General features: G+C 47.5%; 15 protein-coding genes. 1 reads left to right on the top strand and 14 read right to left on the bottom strand.

Features of this window, described 5'->3' with window-relative positions; translation table 11 throughout:
• Positions 1–46 precede the first annotated feature (46 nt).
• The 14 genes from TH61_RS09285 to TH61_RS09215 all read right to left on the bottom strand — a co-directional run bounded on the left by TH61_RS09285 (position 47) and on the right by TH61_RS09215 (position 15,330).
• Positions 47–1,039, bottom strand: a complete 993-nt coding sequence (locus TH61_RS09285) for a hypothetical protein (RefSeq protein ID WP_066508514.1) — start codon at positions 1,037–1,039, stop codon at positions 47–49.
• A gap of 188 nt (positions 1,040–1,227) precedes the next feature.
• Positions 1,228–3,261 (bottom strand): excinuclease ABC subunit UvrB, encoded by a 2,034-nt coding sequence (gene uvrB / locus TH61_RS09275; protein ID WP_066508511.1) that lies wholly within the window; start codon positions 3,259–3,261, stop codon positions 1,228–1,230.
• A gap of 192 nt (positions 3,262–3,453) precedes the next feature.
• Entirely contained in the window at positions 3,454–3,828 is a 375-nt protein-coding gene (locus TH61_RS09270; RefSeq protein ID WP_157600673.1) for a hypothetical protein, read from the bottom strand.
• Positions 3,829–3,857: 29 nt separating this feature from the next.
• Positions 3,858–4,088, bottom strand: a complete 231-nt coding sequence (locus tag TH61_RS09265) for a hypothetical protein (RefSeq protein ID WP_066508509.1) — start codon at positions 4,086–4,088, stop codon at positions 3,858–3,860.
• A gap of 98 nt (positions 4,089–4,186) precedes the next feature.
• Positions 4,187–5,860 carry an outer membrane beta-barrel protein gene (locus TH61_RS09260; protein WP_066508508.1) on the bottom strand — a complete coding sequence of 558 codons (1,674 nt, stop codon included), beginning with the start codon at positions 5,858–5,860 and terminating at the stop codon, positions 4,187–4,189.
• Entirely contained in the window at positions 5,841–6,416 is a 576-nt protein-coding gene (locus TH61_RS09255) for an RNA polymerase sigma factor (protein ID WP_066508506.1), read from the bottom strand. The genes TH61_RS09260 and TH61_RS09255 overlap by 20 nt, the downstream gene beginning before the upstream one ends.
• 219 nt (positions 6,417–6,635) lie before the next feature.
• The gene (locus TH61_RS09250; protein WP_231862199.1) at positions 6,636–7,382 is read right to left on the bottom strand and encodes a shikimate dehydrogenase; all 747 of its coding nucleotides are present in this window, start codon (positions 7,380–7,382) and stop codon (positions 6,636–6,638) included.
• 12 nt (positions 7,383–7,394) lie between these two features.
• Positions 7,395–8,042 carry a DedA family protein gene (locus TH61_RS09245; RefSeq protein WP_066508502.1) on the bottom strand — a complete coding sequence of 216 codons (648 nt, stop codon included), beginning with the start codon at positions 8,040–8,042 and terminating at the stop codon, positions 7,395–7,397.
• Positions 8,043–8,067: 25 nt separating this feature from the next.
• Positions 8,068–8,850, bottom strand: coding sequence for a phosphosulfolactate synthase (locus TH61_RS09240; RefSeq protein ID WP_066508501.1), 783 nt, complete (start codon positions 8,848–8,850; stop codon positions 8,068–8,070).
• A gap of 7 nt (positions 8,851–8,857) precedes the next feature.
• Positions 8,858–10,258 carry a tetratricopeptide repeat protein gene (locus tag TH61_RS09235; protein ID WP_066508500.1) on the bottom strand — a complete coding sequence of 467 codons (1,401 nt, stop codon included), beginning with the start codon at positions 10,256–10,258 and terminating at the stop codon, positions 8,858–8,860.
• A 66-nt stretch (positions 10,259–10,324) separates the two neighbouring features.
• The gene (locus TH61_RS09230) at positions 10,325–11,308 is read right to left on the bottom strand and encodes an NAD-dependent epimerase/dehydratase family protein (RefSeq protein WP_066508498.1); all 984 of its coding nucleotides are present in this window, start codon (positions 11,306–11,308) and stop codon (positions 10,325–10,327) included.
• Between the two features lie 9 nt (positions 11,309–11,317).
• Positions 11,318–12,073, bottom strand: coding sequence for a tyrosine-protein phosphatase (locus tag TH61_RS09225; protein ID WP_066508496.1), 756 nt, complete (start codon positions 12,071–12,073; stop codon positions 11,318–11,320).
• A gap of 3 nt (positions 12,074–12,076) precedes the next feature.
• Positions 12,077–14,506: a polysaccharide biosynthesis tyrosine autokinase gene (locus tag TH61_RS09220; RefSeq protein ID WP_066508494.1), complete on the bottom strand. Its 2,430-nt coding sequence runs from the start codon at positions 14,504–14,506 to the stop codon at positions 12,077–12,079.
• Between the two features lie 11 nt (positions 14,507–14,517).
• The gene (locus TH61_RS09215; RefSeq protein ID WP_066508492.1) at positions 14,518–15,330 is read right to left on the bottom strand and encodes a polysaccharide biosynthesis/export family protein; all 813 of its coding nucleotides are present in this window, start codon (positions 15,328–15,330) and stop codon (positions 14,518–14,520) included.
• Positions 15,331–15,621: 291 nt separating this feature from the next.
• Here TH61_RS09215 and TH61_RS09210 point away from each other — a divergent pair, with 291 nt between their 5' ends.
• Positions 15,622–16,761, top strand: a complete 1,140-nt coding sequence (locus tag TH61_RS09210; RefSeq protein ID WP_066508490.1) for an acyl-CoA dehydrogenase — start codon at positions 15,622–15,624, stop codon at positions 16,759–16,761.
• Positions 16,762–16,789 lie beyond the last annotated feature (28 nt).

Here is a 16,789-nt window from a genome sequence, read left to right as displayed (position 1 = left end):
TTTTGCGCTAGTTTCTGGAAAACAGGCCAAAAACGCCTCTTGTGGCTTAATACCTGTAGCCGGGGAAGTACTTGATATCAAACTCCAGATAGTCCTCGTCATGACCGTTGCCCGAGGTCGTGTCATGGTCGTCCACTATGTTCTTCACTTCCATCAATCCATAAATCACCCAGGAGTTTGACAAAGGATACCGCACCTTAAACGCATAGACGTCTCCTACCTGCGCGTTCAAGACGGTGGTCGTTTCTGGGCCGTATTGCTTCATGGCCTGAGCAATCTGGTTAGGTTGGTACCAATCCTTGCCCACGGCAAGCACTTTCACATAGGCCACTTTTCCCTCGCCCATCTCAGGACCAGAGGTGAACGAAGCCTCAAACCGGTTGTCATACCAGTTGCGCGGCGGCATTTTATTGGTAAGGAACGCAAAGGCACTCAGAAACTTCTCATCCACCAAAGACTGCGGCGGATGGTTGGCGATGCCCAAGTCAAAAATTACCAGAGAGTTGCTGGAGCGGCCCCAGTAGTTGTAGAGCCTAGCGCCGGTGTACACCAAGGGGGCTGCCAGCGTGAACTTGATCTGGCAGGGCTTGCCCGTGGCCGGGTCTTGGTAGATGGAGCCGTCGGCGTGCTGCGGCTCCACGGTCAAAATGATTTCCTGGCCGGGTTGCGTTTTCTGGGCGTGGCTGTCTACAACGTATTCCAGCTCATACTCATGGGACGTGACACCATTGGCTTTTGAAGTGGCTTTGGTTTGAACCATCAACGGGAACTCGCGGCCTCTAAGGTTGTCATATACCTTGAAGTCTTTAATGCCCTGGTTGGAGTTGAACCCGAAGAAATAGCGGATGGTGTCTCCGGAGTACACTTTCATCTCATTGGTTCTGCCCACCGGCAGGTAGCCTTGGTTGGTGAATCTGGAGAACTGCACTACGGCAGAAAGTTCTGAGTGCGGCGCGGGCGCTGGTTCTTCTTCATCGCCGCAAGCGGCCATCAAGAACGGGGCGGCTAATAGCCACAGCAGGTTTAAAAGTTTACGCATGGGTGTAGGTGGTATGACTGAAGTTCTGGACGAAGACCGCAAAAACGCGATTTTATGCCTTCTACAACAAAGACCGCCTTCTGTCTTTTCTCCCCTACTCCACCTAGAACCTTTTCAAAAGAAGAAGCCGTTTTTGGCCTGTTTTGGTGAAAACAGGTCAAAAACGGCTTCTATGAAAGCTCAATATATTAGTCTCTCTTTGCCTTAAGCAGTTTGCGAAGCTCTGCCAGTTCATCTCTAAACTTAGCGGCTTGCAAGAAGTCTAACTCCTTGGCGGCGGCCTCCATCTGCTTTTCGGTTTTCTTGATGACCTTCTCCAGCTCGTCGCGCTTCATGTACTGCACCACTGGATCCGCGGCAATGGACATGAGGCTTTCATCTGGGCCCGAGTAGGCTTTGGCCTCGCGCTTGTTAGAGTCCGCCACCGAGGTTTGGTCCATGATGGCTTCCTTGGACTTGAAGATGGTCTTAGGCGTAATACCATGCTCTAGGTTGTATTCCATCTGCGTGGCGCGGCGGCGGTTGGTCTCATCAATGGCGCGTTGCATGGAGCCCGTGATTCTGTCGGCGTACATGAGCACCTTGCCGTTCTCATTACGCGCGGCGCGGCCAATGGTCTGAATCAAGGAGCGCTGGTCGCGCAGGAAGCCTTCTTTGTCAGTGTCCAAGATGGCCACTAAACTCACCTCTGGTAAATCCAGACCTTCGCGCAGTAAGTTTACGCCAATCAACACATCAATCACGCCTAGACGCAGTTCACGCAGAATCTCCACGCGCTCCAGAGACTTCACCTCTGAGTGGATGTACTTCACTTTGATGTTGAGGCGCTCCATGTATTTGCAAAGCTCTTCGGCCATACGTTTGGTCAAGGTAGTCACCAACACGCGGTCCCCTGACTTGATGCGGTTGTCCACCTCGTCCAGTAGGTCATCTATCTGGTTCTGGCTTGGTCTTATTTCAATCTCAGGGTCTAATAAGCCCGTAGGCCGGATGATCTGCTCCACAATCACCCCTTCAGACTTCTGAATCTCATAGTCACCTGGCGTGGCGCTTACAAAGATGACTTGGTGCATAACGCTCTCAAACTCATTGAAGGTAAGCGGACGGTTGTCCATGGCGGCCGGTAACCGGAAACCGTATTCTACCAGCGCGGTCTTACGCGAGCGGTCACCGCCCCACATGGCGCGCACCTGCGGCAAGGTGGCGTGGCTTTCATCAATCACCATCAGGAAATCGTCTGGGAAGTAGTCCAGCAAGCAGAACGGCCGGGCCCCTGGCTCGCGCCGGTCAAAGTAGCGGGAGTAGTTCTCAATACCAGAGCAGTAACCCAGCTCCCGAATCATCTCCAAGTCAAACTCGGTCCGCTCCTTAATACGCTTGGCCTCATTGTCGCGGCCCTCTTTCAGGAAGTACTCATGCTGGGCCACCATGTCATACTGGATTTCATGGATGGCTTGGTTCAAGGTGTCTTTGCCCGTCACGAAGAGGTTGGCCGGGAACAGCGAGATGCTTTCCTCATCGGCTATCTTTTTGCCAGACTCTGGGTCAATGCGCTGGATGGACTCAATCTCATCGCCCCAGAAATAGATGCGGTACGCAAAGTCTGCATAGGCGGGGTATATGTCCACGGTGTCGCCTTTCACCCGGAATGTTCCACGGGTAAACTCCACCTCGGTGCGGCTATAGAGGATAGACACAAACTGGTAGAGAAGGTTGTTGCGGCTCACCTTCATGCCAGCCGCCAGCGGAATCACGTTCTTGCCAAACTCTTCTGGGTTACCAATACCATAGATACAAGAAACGGAGGCCACCACAATCACATCCCTCCGGCCAGACAACAGTGCTGACGTAGCATGCAAACGAAGCTTCTCAATCTCTTCGTTGATGGCCAAATCCTTTTCAATGAACACATCAGAAGAAGCGATGTACGCCTCGGGCTGATAGTAGTCATAATAGGAGATAAAATATTCTACGGCGTTATTGGGGAAGAATTGCTTGAACTCACCGTACAGCTGGGCGGCCAGGGTTTTGTTGTGGCACAACACCAAGGTAGGCTTCTGCACCTCCTGGATGACGTTGGCCACGGTAAAGGTTTTACCCGTACCGGTGGCGCCTAGCAATACCTGTGCGTGCTCGCCGTTGCGCAGCCCGTCTGTAAGCTGGCCTATGGCGCGGGGCTGGTCGCCGGTGGGTTTGAATTCTGACGTTAGTTGAAACTTCATGCGTTCTGAAATACAGTCAAAGATAACGTATTATAACACCAGTCAAGGCCAGAGAGTTTAGCCGAATGCTAAATAAACTAGTGTTTTTACCGGGCGTACATGACATACGTAAAAAAGCGCCGCTTCTATGAAACGACGCTTTCCAAGAATTTAAACATAGGAGATGCGGCTCTTTTACAAGAGCCTATATTTTTAAGAGCAGGGCGTTTCCTGCACGTTGATGATTTTTGCTTTGGGGTACAGCACGTAAATGCCGTGGCAGATCTGGTCTTCTTCTTTAGAGGCGGGGGTTACGGTGACGTACAACCGCTTGTCCCTTACCTGGTATTTAACCGGCAGGTGGAAGGTGCTCACAAAAACGGTGTCGCCTTTGGCCTCTGTGTCAAAAATAGGCGCTGCGTCTTTGCTCAGGATGGCCAGGGTGGTGCCGCAGCCTTGGTCTTTCACAATGGCCTCATAACAAACGGGACTTACCTGCTCGTCTTGGCAAGCGGTGAACAGTAAAGCACTTCCTGCCAGCAGGAGAATGCCTTTCAAAGAAACAGACGAAATACTATTGGGTTTCAAAAGATCAAAGGTTCAAGGTGTCTACTAGACTAAGGCAGGATAAACGGCTGGTGCATGTTTTCTGGCTGGGCCGTTTTCTTGACCTGCTTTTTCAAAGAGACCATGAACTGCTGGGGGGCTGGCTCTTGGGCTAACACCTGCTTGATTTCTTCTTTCATCCACAGCACCGTACTGCCAATGTACAACGGTACTGAGAAAAGCAGCACCCACGTACGGGCCACTTTTGAGAAGAAGATAGTATCTGGATGTTGTTTACGCATTACTCTCATTGATCTTTCCACTTATACCTATAAGACCACTTATCCTTCCAAGACCCCTATAGAGGTAGCCAAAATAGTATGGCTTCTATGATAAATTGTTATTTAGAAAGTCTGTATTTACCACCAATGCTCACCCCTACTTGGTAGGGGTCTGTCTGCGTCTGACTTTCCTTTAACGCAGATGAAAAAGAATAGGTAAGCTCTGGGGCCACCGTCAAACTCATTTTTCGGTTTACCTGGTAGCCAATGCCCGCAGAGGTGGCCGCTGCCCACTGCCAGGCCCTGAACGGCGAGGCCTCGTCCTTGTAATGGTAGCGTTTGGCCTGTACGTCTGGGTTGTCAGACTCAATGCGGTTGTTGAGCAACAGGTTCAGGTTCACGCCCCCAGACACAAAGGCAAATACCTTGCTGATGCTTTTGCGGTAGGCAATGCGCAACGGCACTCCTATCTGCTGGTATTTGTACCGGGTCTGGTATTGCTCTGTTGGGGTCACTGCCTCTAGGTTATTCACCAATTCTGGCTCAAAGGCCACTTTCACAATGGGTTCAGGTTTGTTCACGAAGGGCACTAGTGAATTGATGCGCATGTCGCTGGCCTTGGTGATCAAGAACGAATGGGTGGTAGTAGCTTCATTGTGCCCGTACATAAAACCCGACTCTATCTGCCAATGGTCATTTATCTGATAGCCCGCTCCTACCTTGGCGCTGTAAGAATAAGAGGGCGAATAGCTGTCCCTATACTCTTCCAAAGCCTGGTCATATTGCTCATACATGAGCTGTTGCTCTTCAGACATTTTCATGCCCTGCCGGCTAGGCGCCTCACCCACAGAAATTGGGGCATAGGCATACATAGGCGTATAGGCCAGAGACACTATCCAACCCTTCTGCATTGTTTTTTTATCTGGCTGGATAGCAGAGGCAGCAGGCGCTACTTCTACTTTAGCCATCTGTAAGCTGTTGCCGTCTCCCTGATATAGGACAGTTGCTACTCTACTATTTAACAAAGAGTCTGAGGTATTCACGGCACTTGTGTTGGAAGTAGCAAGTGATGCTACTGAAGTAGTTAATGGCTGCTTGGCAACGGCACTCTCTAACGTGGTGAAAGTTTCGCCAGTTATGCGTGATGCCTCTTTGCCCTTAGCTGCTTTACCAGAGTTTTGAGTAATGGAGGCGACTGCTAGTTGATCACGTTTATCTTCCCCTCCTCTGCTTGAAGCCACAGATGAACTACGACCACGCTGAGGTGCATTGGCGGCAACTTTATCTGTAGTTGAACCAGACAGTCTAGTAGACTCATTTTCTATGGGCGCAGAAAGTAATTCATTACCTGACTTAGCCAATGGAGCATTGCTAGCGATTTCGTTTTTGGCTTGTTTTCCAGGAATTGAGCCAAAAACGGAATTCCTGGCTGTTGATTCTTCTGGTACAGATTCTAATGACTTATCCTGCTTGGCAGATGCTGATTGCTCCGAGGGAGTAGTAGTACTAGATGGAGCTTTCGCCAATGGGCCTTGGCCCGTGCCGAACAGGCTTTGGTCTTGCTGCCACAGGTAAGCACCTGCGGTTAACAACAAGAGTAGGCAGGCGGCCGCCACAGAGCGGTACCAGAAGGCCTGTTTGCGGTAGTGCTTTAACTCCTGGTTCTCCAAGGCCTGGTCCAGGTTGTCCCATAGCCGTGCCGCTGGGGGCACTTGCGCGTCCTCAAAGCCTTCGCGGAAGACGTCCTCCACGCGGCGGTTCCGTTTGTTATCCTCAGCCGATGACTCTTTCATGGTATTGGTTTTCTAAATTCGACAGGGCTTGGCGCAAGCTGGCGCGGGCCCGGGAATATTGAGACTTAGAGGTACTTTCTGTAATGTCCAGCATTTCGCCAATCTCTTTGTGCGAAAAGCCTTCAATGGCATACAAGTTAAAGACCGCTTGGTACCGCGGCGGCAGCTCCCTAACCAATTGCAACAATTCTTCATACCCATGCTGGCTGTCAAAATTTTCCTGTTCAGAAGCCTCGTCCCATTCCTCCTCCTGGTCGGTCACCGTGAGGTGCCGGTTGCTGTGCTGGTGCTTGAGCGCGGTGTTGATGACAATGCGCTTGACCCAGAATTCCAGCGGGCACTCCCCCTTAAAATTCTTGAGGTAGGTAAACACTTTCAAGAACGCGTCCTGCAAAATATCCTCGGCCTCAAAATCTGTGCGGGCATACCGTTTACTCACGGCCAGCATCTTGCCTGCATACCGCTGGTACAGTTGGTGCTGCGCCTCTCGTTTTCCGGCTACGGCACCTTTGATCAGGTCCTCTTCTGAGAGAGGATTTGCAGGCTGAAGTTTCAAGGGTTAGGTGGTGTGGGGGCTTCTAATAGGAAGAGTCCTTTTTACCATAAAAGGTTGCACGCCAAAGATAACCAAAGAAATTCTATTGGCTAATAGCAACTAAATAAAGCCTCCATCCTATTAGGCTAGGTTTTAGCGGGTTTAAAGGCGAAAAAGGGAAAGGGATCCAGGTCGTTTTTAGCTTATTTTCTAATAAACAGGCCAAAAAAGGACGGTAGCTTAGCTGTTCCAGATTTGCCAGGCTACTTCTGCCTGCAGGCACAGCATCTCATAGCCGTTGATGGTTTTGGCGCCCATGGCCTGCCCTCGTTTCATGAACTCCGTCACGGCTGGGTTGTACACCAAATCATAGAGGTAGTGGTGCGAAGAGAGCAGCGCATATGGAATGGCCGGAGCGTCCTGCATATTAGGAAAGGTACCCACCGGAGAGGCATTCACTATCAGAGAGACGGCGGTCATTAAACTGGGCGTCAGGTCCTGGTATGTTATGGTACCCGCCTTTCTCTCCCTGGAAACCACTTGGTAGGAGATATTAAGATAGCCTAGGGCTGCCATCACTGCTTTGGCCGCGCCGCCCGTTCCCAGCACCAAGGCCTTTGACTGCGGATGGCAATGGTAAAACCCCTGCAGAGACTGCATGAAGCCCTGGTAGTCTGAGTTGTGGCCAATTAATCTGCCTTGGTCAAACTTGATGACGTTGACCGCCCCAATCTCTGCGGCAGCCGGTGACAAATCATCTAGAAAAGGAAGTATGGCTTCTTTGTACGGGATGGTCACATTAAGACCCCGCAAGTTGGGATGCCTCTGGATGAGTGCTGGAAACTCTGAAATGGCATCCAGCTCAAACAGTTGGTAGACACTATTTGGAATGTCTTCTGCCTTGAACTTCTCGGTGAAGTAGCGCTGGGAAAACGAGTGGCTGAGCTTAAAGCCTATCAGTCCGTATAAATTTTCAGCGCGCTCCAACCCCATGCGTGATTACTTAGCAGGCTGCTTGCCAAACTTCTGCTTCAGGATCTCATAGATAGGCGGAATGATGGAAATCAGGATAATCCCAAAAATCACCATGGTAAAGTTCTTCTTCACCGCCGGGATGTTCCCAAACAGGAAGCCAGCCATCACGAAACCCACTACCCATAGCAAACCGCCAATGATGTTATACGACAAGAACTTGCCATACTTCATGGTGCCCACGCCGGCCACAAACGGTGCAAACGTCCTAATGATAGGGATGAAGCGCGCGAAGATGATGGTCTTGCCACCGTGCTTCTCATAATAGGCCTGCGTCTTGAGCAGGTACTCTTTTTTGAGGAACCGGTAATCCTTCCTAAACACCCTGGGCCCAAAATAATCCCCTATCAGGTAATTGAGCGTGTCTCCTAAAAAGGCTGCCACAAACAACAACACCAACAGGTACCAGACGTTCAACACGCCCGTGGCGGCAAACGCGCCTGCTGCAAACAACAGAGAGTCACCCGGCAAAAACGGCATGACCACTACACCCGTCTCCACGAAAATGATGAGGAACAGAATGGCGTAGGTCCAGGTACCGTAGTCAGAGATGATCTGGCTCAGGTGTTTGTCCAGGTGCAGGAATAGGTCAATAAACTGATGGAGGAACTCCATGGGGATAATCTATAAAGTTGAATTGCTAGACCAGTTTGTCCAGCAAGGTTTTGTCAATAAAGTGGGTGAACGTATCACCGCGTAAGCCTAAACGGATGGTCTCTAATGGAATGATTTCATTAGGCGAGATATTCCCTAGGTTCACGTTGGCTCCCAAGAGCTTGATAAAGAAAACCTGTTGTGCCTTCTGCGGCGCTTCCCAGATGATTTTCTCAAATGGAATTTTGGTTAGAATCTCTTCTACCAGACCGCTGCGCACCTCACCGGTTGACCGGAACAAGCCCACGTTACCTGCTTCTCTAGACTCACCAATCACTTTCCAGGCACCGGCGTCCAGTTCGTCTTGCATGAGTTGGATCCATTTGTAGGGCGGAATAATCTTTTCAGCGTCCTTAGAACCTACTTCAGAAAGAACCGTCACCTGTTCGGACAAGGTTCTGATGTACTCGCATTTTTTACCGTGGTCCATGTCAATGGAACCGTCAGATACTTCAGCAAACGTCAACTGGAACTTGTCCAACATCCTGCGGTAATCATCAAATTGATCCCGAACAATGAACGCTTCAAACAAGGTACCCCCAAAATACACCGGAATGCCTGCGGCTCTGTACACCTCCAGTTTTTGCTCCAGGTTAGGTGTCACAAAAGAAGTGGCCCAGCCTAGTTTGATGATATCTGTGTACCCGCCGGCCACGTCTACAAAGTTCTCTGCTTCGCGCACGCTCAGGCCTTTGTCCATGGCCATGGTGAAGCCGCTCTCTCTAGGTTTAGCAGTGCGTTCTGGTAATTGGGAAAGATGGTAATTCATGAAAATGCTATTTACGGTACTGGTCAATCAGACGGGCCAAGGCTCTCTGTGACTCCAGTTCTGGAAAGAAGTCGAATAGAAGCTTATGCTTATCGAAGTCCAAAATTAGAGCATTTTCCAAATAATTATACGCTTGTTTGTATTTTCCTGCAGCTAAGCAGTAGGCACACAGCCTGTAATACAGCTCTGCTTCATCTGGTTGCAGTTCTACAGCGTTCATCAATAAATCCGCGGCCCCCTCATAATTTCCCTGCTCATAGAGGATGATGGACCAGTTCAGCCAGATGTCTTTGTTCTGTGGGGCTAAAACGCTGGCCTGCTCATAGGCTTCAACGCTGGAGATGATGTTGCCCATTTGATATTCTGCCGCCGCAAGCGCCATCCAGTAGTCTGGGTTCTCGCTGTAAAACGAAATGGCCTTGCGGTAGTAATGCACCGCTTCCATCCACTTGCCTTGTAGGTCCAGGATAACGCCAATACCAAACCATGCCTCGTCCATGTCTGGCGCCAAGTCAATAGCCTTCTGGTAGTATTTGTGGCTTAGGTTCCACTGGGAAAGTTTCTCATAACACTCGCCTACGTTGCAGTAGATGTCTGCATTAGGTTCTGAGTGTTCAATGGCCAACATAAATGCTTCAATGGCTTTGGTGAATTCACCTAGATAGACGAAGCTATTGGCCAAGTTCACATAGGCCGCCGGGAAATCTGGCTTGATCAGCGTAGCGTACTCATAGGCACCTACCGCTTTCTCATAGTCTGCAATTCTGCCATAGACCAGGCCAAGGTTAAACCAAGCCATGGGTGAGTAGGGGTCTGCGTCTACAAATTCCTGGAAGAAGGGAACCGTGTTCTCTCCTTCGCCGGTAATCTCTATGCAGTACAACAGTTCCTGCAAGGCCAGCTCATTCTCAATATTGAGCTTGAGGCACTTTTTGTAGTACTTTAGCGCCGCCTTGAATTTGCCCCAGCTCTGGTAGGAAAGCCCAATGTTGAAATAAATATCGTCTCGTTCTTCAATCAGTTCTGCCGCTTGTTTGAAATAGTCAATGGCGGCGCCAAAGTCACCCTTTTGATTGAAGATGATGCCTTTGGTCAAGGGAATATCTGCAGAGTCTGGGTCTATCTGGGTCACGTCTTCTACTATGGCGAGCGCCTCATCAAAGGCTCCTAACATGGCCAGGACCTGGGCTTTGTCCACTAAGATTTCGGTAGAGAAAGGGTATTGTTCTATGGCTATGTCACAGGCCTTAAGTGCCTGCGCATAGTTAAAGTTATTGGCGTAATGGTCTATAATGGTCTCAAAATCTGAAAGATCAAAAAATGCAGATCCATTTTTTTCCAGCATTTGCTCAAACTTGGCTATCAAGTCTAGCTCCTCCCCGGAAAGCTCATCAAAATTATCGTTCATCTAAAATAAGTCTCAACGTGGGCACAGGCTTCTATGCTCCTCTCTAATCACACGACATTGTTTTTATCAGGCACTTGCCCTTTGCCTTTCCTTTTTCAAGGTTTGACAACACCAATCCAATGTTTCTTCTAACGGCCTGAACTCATAACCTAGCGCCTCTTTAATCTTTGCATTGCTATAAAAATGCTTTTCCTTGGCTACGCGCGCAGTATCTTTGGTGATAAGGGGCCTGGCGCCAGTCAATTTTCCTCTTAATGCCTCAGCGCGCCAGATTATTTCTGTTAACCAATTGGACACCTTAATGGTTGGAGGTTTCTTGTCAAAACAGCTGGCTGCCCGTTGAAAAAAATCATGGTAGGTAATCTGATGGGCATTCAAAATAAACCTATTCCCCCAATAACCATCCTGCATTAAAAGAGTCATGGCATGCACAACATCTCTCACGTCTACAAAGTTAGCGTATCCTTCTGTATAAAAAGCATGTTCGTCCCAAGCGTATTTAAACAACTGGGTGCTGCTTCTTTTCCAATCGGCGGGTCCAAGGACAATAGACGGGTTGACAATGACAGCTTTTAACCCCTCAGAGATACCTCGCCACACTTCTACCTCGGCTGAATACTTTGAGAAGGCATAAACCGATCGTTCCTCATTGGGGTCCCACTTGGCATCTTCGGTGATGACTGCGTCTCCCTTTTTTCTATTGATGGCCGCTATTGAGCTCACATGACACAGCTTCACATCTGGAACCTGCAGGCAGGCATCCACCACATTAGCAGTACCCTCAACATTGATTTGTTGTAGTAACGATGCGTCTTGGGGCGAATAGGACACAAAGCCGGCACAATGGTACACCTCGTCTACCTCCTTTACCAGGGATTGAAGCAGTAGAGGATCTAGGATATCCCCCTCTATCCACTTGACTCCACTTATATGTTGAATTGGGGGTGTGTTTCTATACAAGGCTGTAACCTCATATCCATCTTTCCGCAGTTGCTGCAGCAAGAACTGGCCTATCAAGCCACTACCACCGGTTACGAGCGCTTTCTTCAAGGAAGAATGTTAAAGGGTATTGTTAAGCAACGGCAACTTTAATGCCTGAGATAAAAGAGGATCTGTTAAGGTACTTTCTAACGCTCTCAGATGTCTCATTGAGTGCGTGTCTGTGCCCAAAAACTCAACAGCCCCTTTTTTAATTAATTGCTCTGCTACCATTCTAGCGCCTTTAGAGTAGTAGCCGTTAATGGAATTGGTATTCAACTGAAAGTATACGCCTAAGTCGCGCAGGCTCATCAATTCGTCTATCCTCCCATAGTAATACGTGTACCGCTCTGGATGAGCTAGCACTGGCATGAATCCTGCAGCTTTTAAGGAAAAGATGGCTTGCCGTAAATGCGCCGGTTCATTGATATAAGATGTCTCCAAAAGCAGATACTTTTTATCTCCTCCAAAAGACAATAACTCTTGCCCTTCTTCTAGCTTAGCCATGAACCATTCATCCAGGTAATATTCTGCGGCACAAGATAGTTCTAACTGTAAGCCGGCTTTTTGGGAGGCATCTTGCAGTTCTTGTAATTTCTCTCTAATTCCTTCAGGCGTATTTTTGAAGAAGTCGCCCATGATATGGGGCGTCATGCACAGCTTCTTGAATCCAAGTTCTTGCAGTTTCTCCATCATTTGAATGGAATCCTCTACACAGCTAGAGCCGTCATCAATGCCTGGCAACAAATGCGAATGCATATCGGTCACCAAACTGGCATAAGACGTTATAGCAGGTTCCTTGGGCGTCTTCTTAAAACCACGAAGCGGATTCCACATACCCTACTTGAACATTGACTTAACCCGGCTAGACAGAGTAGGCTTTTCCTCCTCTTCATAATAGCCATACCCGTAACCATATCCGTAGCCATACCCATACGAGTAGCCATACATGTTGGTGCTTGGAGCATCATTCAGGATGGTGGCCATATTAGTCAAATGGTTGGTCTTCATAACTCTATCTACGCCTTTCAAGAACGCTTTCTTAGAGTAGTTGGCGCGTACAATAAACAATGGAATGTCTGCCTTGCGCATTATCAAGATACCATCTGTTACTAAACCCACCGGTGGACTATCAATCAGAATCACATCATACTCTTGATGCAGTTCTTGTAAGATTTCATCAAACTTCTGCCCCATAATCAACTCAGATGGGTTTGGAGGCGTTGGACCCGCAGAAATAAAATCTAAGTTCTCAATAGATGTTCTTTGCGTGGATTCAGCAATTGAATGTTTCTCAATGAGAATGGTGCTCATGCCTTTGATATTCTCCCCATCCAAGGCAATGTGTACTTTAGGCTTACGCATGTCCAAATCCAGCAAAATCACCCGTTGTCCAGACATGGCAATGATACCGCCTAAGTTGGTCGCCACAAAGGTCTTACCTTCCCCACTAATAGTAGAAGTCACAGAAATTAGGCGTTTTTTCTTGGCAGAACTTAAGAAGTCCAAGTTGGTCCTGATAGACCTGATGGACTCACTGAGAGCTGACTTTGGATTTTGATTTACTACCAATTTAGAGACGGGCATCTTCTCCTTGCTATAAGAAGGGATAACACCAAGAACAGGGGCACTTGTATTCCGCTCTAATTCACGCACGCTGGTCACCGTATTGTGCATTAAGTACCGCGCCCCAATCAAGGCTATGCCGAAAAATAAGCCGCCCGCTATCCCAATTGCATAGATAATCATCCTGTTCGGGTAGATAGGGCTAGACTCACTGGGCAGACTAGCAGGAGATAGAATCTGAAAGTCTGGAATGGTACCTGCCATTGAAATGCCAAACTCCACCCGTTTTTCCATGAGGAGTAGGTAGAACTTTTCGTAAATCCCCAGTATTCTTATCAGCCTTGCCCGCTCTGTCTCTTTGGATGGCATCTGCATGATCTGCCCAGTCAATAATGATTGATTTCTATCAATGCTTGAAATCTGGTCTTGTATATAACCTCTGCCTTCTTTTAAAAGAGAAGATACTTTGTCTTGGGCAAACTTTATCTGCTGGTCCAATAATTCCACTGACAATGTATTGCCACGAGTAGTAGTCAATACTTTCCTGCGCTGAGCTTGAAGATCGTTTAACTCAGTTAATAACTGGGCTAATTGTGGATCTTGTTGTTCTTGTAATTGAAGGCTGGAAATAACAAGGCTTAAATCATCACCTTTTCTTATGCGTTGCTGAATGTCTGATAGTAACGAGTTTCTAAAGCGTAAATCATACTTCTCTTTCTCCAATTCTTGGATTTGAGTCATGGCCCCTTCCAGCCCCGCCTTTACATCATATGACTTATTTTGCTTTACAAAATACTCCATATCAATTTCAGCCTTCTGCAGGTTATCCTGCGTCTCCTGCAACTGGTTAGAAAGGAAATCAATAGTTTGCTGACTGGCTTGGTTACTTCTCGCTAACTTCTGCTGAAGATAAACCGTGTCAATTTTATTGACTACGTCCCTAGCTTTCTCTCTATTGAATTCCTTGAAAGAAATTGAGATAGTCTTCGCCTCTGGATTTAATACGGCTACAGAAAGATTATCATTCAAATACCGCTTTAAAGCTCCACTACTATGCACTATAAAATAAAAGCTCTCACCAATATGGTTAGCAGAGAAGGAAGGATTGGTAAGAACGTTGATATTGTTTCCCGACAGGGAAATAGGTGATCCAACGGTATGCACATCAGACTTTTTACCGTCTTCTCCTATTTGAACAGTGTACCGGGTCCTTGAATCAAAAGTGACGTAAATCTTCTGGTCATACAGATCAAAGCGAGAAGAGTCAAATGCCACTTTAAAAGGGCTGTCCTTATAAAGCTCTACCTCTAAGATTCTGGCCTCTACATGGTAACTCACCTGCAAGGGCATGCTCTTTTTTAATCTATCGTAGACCAAATCAGATTTGATCAAGTCCACTTCGCCTTGCAGCTTTCCCAAATCAGACTCCATACCAGCCCCAGGAAGTTCCAGAACTTTGGCTTCTGTTTGCTCTTCTAATTTAATAACCGAGGAGGATTCGTAAACTTTTTTGGTATATCTAAGGAAGAGGTAAGAACCTGTTAACCCCAAAAGGACTAGCAAAATAACCCAAGGAATGCTCCTGCGGACAACATGCCAAAGCGTTACTAAATCAATACTTGATCCACTATCCTCTTCTTCTATATCTGCATTACTCGTGTGATAATCCAGTTCATCTAGATTATTGCCTGTTTTCACACTCATGAAGTCTCTTTTTAATTAAGTAAATTCTCTATCACCAAATAGGTGGTAAGTATATTGGAAAGGGCGCCTAATACGGTCAAGGCATCTCTTAAAGACTCATTGAAAACTCTACGGACAGGTTCCACATAAATCACATCATTCGGTTGAACCCAAATATTAGCTCTTTGTAAACCTTGTACTGTAGAAAGGTCAATAATTTCAACACTGGGATTATCTGACGCTACATTCCGGATTAAACGGATATTGTGCGCTTTTCCATTATCAGGGATACCACCGGCCAAGGCTACTACCTCAACCAAGTGCATGCTTTCATTTTCTAATGGGATAACCTTGCCGCCAGTTGCGCCAAGAACGACAACTCGTCTACTTACAACTTTAGAATAAACATAGGTCTCCTTGTAATAAGTTTCGAATTTGGTCTGCAATAAGCTATCTACTTGTGAGACTGTAAGACCATCTACCTTCACATAGCCTATCATAGGAACTTTCACTTCACCGGTTGGAAGTACATTGTAGTCTGGATCTTCTACTTGTTGTCCTTGTTGAGAACCTCCGCCTCCTCTACCTGATCCACTTGTTAGTTCTTGTCTTAAGAAGTTATTAGGATCTACCAGAAGCTCTCCTTTATTGGTAAAGATCTTAATCTCTAAGATGTCATTGGGTTGCACCCGGTAGTTCTTACTTGCCTCAGCGGCAGATGCTCTTAAGACTTCTGCATTCACGTTGCCGTCTGTCTGAAACATAATGTTCTGACGGTAGACGTTACACCCGGTAAGCTGAAACAGCAAAAACACAGGCAATAATCTCAAAAAGAATTTAGTCATGGACAAGGGCAGTGGATGAGTAACAATGGTAGCCAATTTAGCATGAACCTGATTCTGCGGAATGGCTAGACCTAACTACAAAGAAAGGCAAAAGTAATGGGTACGCCAAAACAACGCCTTCCTTCCGCTCATGCGTACTGCAATGACCTAAAAAAGTTGCCTGAGCTATAGAGTATACCAGGACTATTTCATCCTACAGGCTTGTCAAAACCTAACTTACGTTAGCTTTGTAAGCTAAAAAGTCGTAACTAACACCCTCATTACGTAAAATCAAATCCTGCACTATAGCCTATGCAACTCACTTACAATGAAAACCAGCAAATGATTGCGGAGATGATCCGTGGTTTTGGCGCCAAAAACATTAAGCCTGACATGATGAAATGGGATGAGTCCCAAGAATTCCCTGTCCATGTGTTCAAGAAACTAGGTGAACTTGGCTTGATGGGCGTGTTGGTGCCTCAGGAATACGGCGGAGCCGGATTTGGATATTTAGAGTATGTGACGGCTATCGCTGAGCTTTCTAAAATTGACGGTTCTATTGGCTTGTCTATGGCTGCACACAACTCTTTGTGCACAGGACACATATTGCAGTTTGGTACTGAAGAGCAAAAACGCAAGTGGTTGCCAAAACTGGCGTCTGCTGAGTGGATTGGCGCTTGGGGCTTAACAGAGCCTAATACTGGTTCTGATGCCGGCAACATGAAAACGGTGGCCGTTCGTGACGGAGACCATTGGGTTTTGAACGGCGCCAAAAACTTTATCACCCATGGTAAATCTAGCAACATTGCGGTGGTGATAGCCAGAACTGGTGAAGTAGGCGACTCTCATGGCATGACGGCCTTTGTAATTGAGAAACCGACAGACGGTTTTACTGCCGGACGCAAGGAAGATAAATTGGGTATGCGCGCTTCTGAAACCACAGAGTTGATCTTCCAGGACTGTCGCGTGCCGCATGAGAACATCTTAGGCGAAGTAGGTGATGGCTTCATTCAGTCTATGAAAGTTTTGGATGGTGGCAGAATTTCAATTGCGGCCTTGAGCTTGGGCATTGCCCAGGGAGCCTATGAGGCGGCTTTGGCGTACTCTAAAGAGCGTCACCAATTCAATAAACCTATCTCTCAATTCCAGGGTATCGCCTTTAAATTGGCAGATATGGCCACAGAGATTGAAGCCGCTGCGTTATTGACTTACCGGTCTGCCGCTATGAAGAACCGTGGCGAGAACGTAAACAAGGAATCTGCTATGGCTAAGCTATATGCCTCTGAGGTGTGCGTGCGCGCGGCGAATGAAGGCGTCCAAATCTTTGGTGGCTACGGATACACCAAGGATTATCCGGCTGAGAAGTATTACCGTGACTCCAAGCTGTGTACCATTGGTGAGGGCACCTCAGAAATTCAGAAACTCGTTATTTCAAGAGCCGTATTAAAATAATTGCGACAGGTATTGACAGTCAGATATT

The sequence above is a fragment of the Rufibacter sp. DG15C genome, from assembly GCF_001577755.1.
GTDB lineage: Bacteria > Bacteroidota > Bacteroidia > Cytophagales > Hymenobacteraceae > Nibribacter.
This window is presented reverse-complemented; position numbering and strand designations above follow the sequence as displayed.

Excerpts from the sequence above, each read along its gene's own strand:
- TH61_RS09285 (WP_066508514.1), bottom strand. The coding sequence starts at position 1,039 with ATGCGTAAACTTTTAAACCTGCTGTGGCTATTAGCCGCCCCGTTCTTG.
- uvrB (WP_066508511.1), bottom strand. The coding sequence starts at position 3,261 with ATGAAGTTTCAACTAACGTCAGAATTCAAACCCACCGGCGACCAGCCC.
- TH61_RS09265 (WP_066508509.1), bottom strand. The coding sequence starts at position 4,088 with ATGCGTAAACAACATCCAGATACTATCTTCTTCTCAAAAGTGGCCCGT.
- TH61_RS09260 (WP_066508508.1), bottom strand. The coding sequence starts at position 5,860 with ATGAAAGAGTCATCGGCTGAGGATAACAAACGGAACCGCCGCGTGGAG.
- TH61_RS09245 (WP_066508502.1), bottom strand. The coding sequence starts at position 8,042 with ATGGAGTTCCTCCATCAGTTTATTGACCTATTCCTGCACCTGGACAAA.
- TH61_RS09240 (WP_066508501.1), bottom strand. The coding sequence starts at position 8,850 with ATGAATTACCATCTTTCCCAATTACCAGAACGCACTGCTAAACCTAGA.
- TH61_RS09235 (WP_066508500.1), bottom strand. The coding sequence starts at position 10,258 with ATGAACGATAATTTTGATGAGCTTTCCGGGGAGGAGCTAGACTTGATA.
- TH61_RS09225 (WP_066508496.1), bottom strand. The coding sequence starts at position 12,073 with ATGTGGAATCCGCTTCGTGGTTTTAAGAAGACGCCCAAGGAACCTGCT.
- TH61_RS09220 (WP_066508494.1), bottom strand. The coding sequence starts at position 14,506 with ATGAGTGTGAAAACAGGCAATAATCTAGATGAACTGGATTATCACACG.
- TH61_RS09215 (WP_066508492.1), bottom strand. The coding sequence starts at position 15,330 with ATGACTAAATTCTTTTTGAGATTATTGCCTGTGTTTTTGCTGTTTCAG.
- TH61_RS09210 (WP_066508490.1), top strand. The coding sequence starts at position 15,622 with ATGCAACTCACTTACAATGAAAACCAGCAAATGATTGCGGAGATGATC.